This window comes from Microseira wollei NIES-4236, from assembly GCF_020521235.1.
Lineage (GTDB): Bacteria > Cyanobacteriota > Cyanobacteriia > Cyanobacteriales > Aerosakkonemataceae > Microseira > Microseira wollei.
Genome location: NZ_BLAY01000336.1, coordinates 1 through 5,017 on the forward strand (window position 1 = coordinate 1; position 5,017 = coordinate 5,017).

The 5,017-nt window shown below is 55.0% G+C and carries 1 protein-coding gene; it reads right to left on the reverse strand.

The window, feature by feature from the left end; translation table 11 throughout:
• Positions 1–242 precede the first annotated feature (242 nt).
• A partial coding sequence (locus tag MiSe_RS47595) for an Ig-like domain-containing protein (RefSeq protein ID WP_226594204.1) occupies positions 243–5,017 on the reverse strand: 4,775 nt, incomplete at its 5' end.

Here is a 5,017-nt window from a genome sequence, read left to right on the forward strand (position 1 = left end):
GATCTGCCTCCCGATGGTTGAACGAGGGTTTGGAGGATCTGCCTCCCGATGGTTGAACGAGGGTTTGGAGGATCTGCCTCCCGATGGTTGAACGAGGGTTTGGAGGATCTGCCTCCCGATGGTTGAACGAGGGTTTGGAGGATCTGCCTCCCGATGGTTGAAACTGGTGCAAGTTATCAGTTTCAACAAACTCCAAGCTTTGAGCAAGTAATTTATTTCCAGGCTGACTACCGATCCCTAATTTAATCGATCGTGACTCGGAACCGAACGAAACCAACATTACCATTAGGAGTATTGGTAATCTCTCTCAGGTTCAGAATTACCGATCCATTGCGATTGCTTTGTTCCGCACAAGCATTGCCGTTGGGCAAAGGCGACAGCGGCGAGAAAAATGCACCCACATCGCCATCTTGCGCGTTGGTCAGCGACGAATTGGTTCCCGCTTGATTTAATTGAATGCCCGTGCGAGGCCCAAAACCATCGGCGATAAATGTGGTATCGGTGGGAATGGCGTCGCAGAAGTTGACGTTTTGCGCCGGTACGTTGCCTTCGGACAAGAAGTAGATGGTGTACTCGACAATATCGCCGCTTCTGAGGGGCGCAGATGGCTGAATTTCCCCGACTGGACGCAGCGAAGACCAACCAGAGGCATTATCGTTTTGGGTGCTGGGGTCATCGACAAAGTTGGTGAAGTTGGTCGTCGTGCCGTTGCTCGTGACAGCCGTAATGCGCTTGACCAAAATCACGCGGGGTGTACCTGCGATCGCAACTGCCGTAGCCGTCGCGGTATTGTTATTGACAATTGCATCGTTTTGTGATGTAACCGTCGTCGTCAGGTTGATCGTTTCCGGTTGCGTCGGTCTGAGGACAATCGGAATCGACACAGATTGACCGGGATTCAAGTTACCCAGGTTGCAGGTGACAACGCCGTTGGACTCTACGCAAGTTCCCTGGGAAGGCGTCGCTGAAACAAACGTGGTGCCCGCAGGTAACGGGAAGGTTAAAGTCACCCCCGTCGCGATCCCAGGGCCATTGTTCGTTACAACACCATTGAAGGTGACGTTGGTTCCCGCTGTTACCGGAGTTGTTGGGCCAGTTACGCTCGTCTGAACTTCCGATTGATTGGCGCTGGGCAATGGAACCGCCACCGTTACCCGCCCCTCGGTGCAATTGCCTGCGGTGTCGCAAATTTGATACGTGAAAGTATCCGTACCGGAGGTAAATCCAGGGTTGGGGATGAAGGTGACCGTACCGTCCGGGTTAACTACAACCCTGCCATTCGCGGGTTGGGTGATGATGCGGAGCGTTGCCGGGTTGAGGTTGCCGCTATCGTTGCCCAAGACGTTGATCGTCACGGGGGTGTTGGGGTTGGTAGCGATCGCATCCGGGTTAGCCACGGGCGGGTTGTTTGTAGCAACCGGCACGTTTACCGTTACCGTCGCCTCGCTACACAATCCCGTCGTATCGCAGATGCGGTAAGTAAACGTATCGGTTCCCCTGGTGAAGCCTGGATTAGGCTGGTAAATAATATTACCCGTTGCCGGATCGATTCGCACCGTACCGTTTTGCGGTGGGTTAATAATTTGAACCGTCGTGGGGTCGAGATTGCCATCGGGGTCGCGATCGTTCGCCGCCACGTTAATCAATACCGGCGTACCGGGATTGGTACTGGTGGTATCGTTGGTGGCAACGGGCGGTCTGGGAACCGTTCCAGGAACCGTCACCGTCACCGTCGCCGTATCGCACAGCCCCGTCGAATCGCAGACTTGGTAAGTAAAGATATCCGTCCCGCTGGTAAAACCGGGGTTGGGAGTATAGACGACCGTACCGTCTGGATTAACCCTGACCGTACCGTTAGCGGGATTGGAAATAATCGTGACGGTTCTGGGGTTGAGGTTATTATCCGGGTCGCTATCGTTGTTGAGAATATCGATCAGCACGGGGGTATTCGGGTTAGTGCTGGTGCTGTCGTTGTTCGCGACGGGTGGATTGGTGGCGGTCACCGGAACCGCTACCGTTACAGTGGCGCGATCGCACTGTCCGGTCGTATCGCATACTTGGTATTCAAACGTATCCGTACCCGAATTAAAACCAGGGTTAGGAGTGTAAGTAATCTGACCCGTGACTGGGTTAACGCTCACCGTCCCGTTCGTTGGCGGCGTAACAATTGTCACGTTCGTCGGATTGAGGTTATTGTTCGGGTCGGTATCGTTATCCAGGACGTTGATAACTACCGGAGTATTCGGGTTGGTGCTGGCGCGGTCATCCGTAGCCACTGGCGGTTGCTGGACGGGGGCGGGGACGGTGACGGTAATCGTTGCCGTATCGCACACGCCCCGGATATCGCAGATTTCGTAGACAAAGGTATCCGTACCTGTAGTGAAACCGGGGTTAGGCGTGTAGGTAACCGTGCCGTCCGGGTTGACCCGCACCGTGCCATTGGTTGGGTTAGACACGATGCGAAGGCTACCGGGATTGAGAGGAGTGCCGTCGGGAGAGCGATCGTTAATTAAAGGATTGATATTGACCGGCTGACCGGGGTTAGTTCCAATCACGTCGTTATTCGCTACCGGCGGCTGGTTTGGGGCAGTGACGGGGATAGTCAACGTTGCCGGGGGAGATACGGCACCCTGGTTATCCGTGGCAGTGAAGGGAATCGTCACATTCCCGGTAAAGTTGGGATTCGGCTGGAAGAACAGATTGCCGATTTGGTCTGCTGGGATAGGTTGACCTGGGGTCACGGGTACGCCGCCCGATGCCGGGTTACCCAAGAACAAAGTTCCTTGTTCTGGCGGCGGCAAGGTGGGGATGGTAAACGAAACCACACTGCCATCCGGGTCGTTAGCTGTCAACAGCGGCAGTTGCACCGGACTCCCGCTGGTACTGGGAATTGAAGGCGTAGTTGTATTGTTGGCAACCGGCGGTTGATTCTGGCGCAGACCAAAGTCAAAGTTGGGGTTGTTATCGGTGACGCTAATAGTTTGGGAGGTAGGGGTAGTGGGGCCCAACCCAGAGGGAGGCGTTATCGTTACCCGGTAATTACCGGGCGGTAGGTCTGAGAAGCTGTAGTTGCCGTTGTTGTTGGTTGTTGTGGTTTGGGTGCTGTCGTCGGGAGTACCTAAGATGCCATCTGCGCCAGGAGAGGTGAGGGTGACCGTCACCTTGGGCAGGCCCGGTTCGCCTTGGTCTTGTACCCCATTGCCGTTGACATCATTGAAGACCGTATCCCCAATCTGCACGCGAGGCGAAGCTATCACCGGAATTGTCACCGTTGCTGGAGGCGAGGTCAACCCTTGGTTATCGGTCACCGTGTAATTAAATGTAACCGTGCCGGTAAAGTTGGGGTTGGGTTGGAACACCAGCTGACTCACTTGCTCTGGTGTCAAATTTTGCCCTGGTTGTACTGGTTGCCCATTCAGTAGCAGCGTGCCTTGTTCCGGAGTCGGCAAAGTGGTAATCGTATACCTTACTACCGTCCCATCCGGGTCCCGGCCTATTAGTTGCGGCACGGGTATCGGACTCGTGTTGGGTAAAGGCGGTGTAGACCTGTTTTCAGCCACAGGAGGTTGGTTGCCCGGGGCAACAACTGGAATCGTCACCGTGGCTGGGGGAGAAGTCAGCCCTTGGTTATCGGTCACCGTGTAATTAAATGTAACCGTGCCGGTAAAGTTGGGGTTGGGTTGGAACACCAGCTGACTCACTTGCTCTGGTGTCAAATTTTGTCCTGGTTGTACTGGTTGCCCATTCAGTAGCAGCGTCCCTTGTTCCGGAGTGGGCAAGGTGGTAATCGTATACCTTACTACCTGACCATCCGGGTCAGTACCGAGTAATGGCGGCACTTGGATGGGGCTAGTGTTGAGCGAAGGCGGCGTGGATCGATCTTGAGCCACGGGGGGCAACTGGGCAGTGGCTGGAACCGTTACGGTAACGGTCGCAGTATCGCACAGCCCAGACGCGTCGCATACTTGGTATACAAAAGTATCAGTACCTGTATTAAATCCGGGGCCGGGAGTGTAGGTAATAGTGCCATCTGGATTGGGCGTGACAGTACCGCGACCGGGATTGGTAATAATTGTGACGCTGCCCGGGTTGAGGTTATTGTCGGGGTCGCTGTCGTTGCCCAGAACGGGGATATTGACGGGTACGCCTGGGTTGGTGCTGGTGCTGTCGTCGTTGGCAACGGGCGGTCGGTTGGGCGGATTGTTAATCGTAGTGGGTGCTTGCGCCCGGTTGTTGCCGGTATTTGTTTCCCCAGGCGTAGAAACATCCGCCACGTTAGTACCGCTTCCAGCCTGAGTAGAAGTAACCGTTATGGTTAAGGTAGTGCTAGCACCAGGGGCTAACTGGTTGGGGTTAGTACAGGTAATCTGTTGCTGTCCCGTTGCCGTACAACTCCAGCCGTCACCGCTAGAACCGAAGAACACCGTGCCATTGGGTAAAGTATCGACAATTTGAATCGGGCCAGTTGTAGCAGCAGCATTGGCAGCGTTGGTGACGGTGATTTGGTACGTACCTTGTTGCCCAACCACAAACGGCCCGATGGCGGTTTTGGTGATGGTCAAGTCTGGTGCCGTCGGGGGTGGCGGTGGTGCTTGATAGGGGAAGTCTACGTTGGGACGATTGGGGTTATTCCCATCCAGATTAATCGAACCGATGACGGTATTGTTTGCGGTCAAAGGCGCGCCGCCTTGGGGATTGGGGACGCTACCAGGGACGCGCACTGTGTAGTTGTTGCCAAACGGGACATTGGGGAAGGTATAGCTACCGTCTGGGCCAGTTTGCACCGTGGCGATAACGTTGCCGTTGGGGTCTACCAGTTCAACGGTAGTCCCAGGTAAGGCAGCGTTATTGCCAGCGTTGAACAGACGCCCGCTGATGGTACCAGTTCCCTGTTGGGTAAAACCAAAATCCGCCGTTGGAATATTGGAGTTTTGGGCGTTGACCGCAATCGGGTTGGGTTGGGTTTGGGTGGGATTGAACCCATTAGGTGGGTTGGTGACGCTGACCCGATAATCTC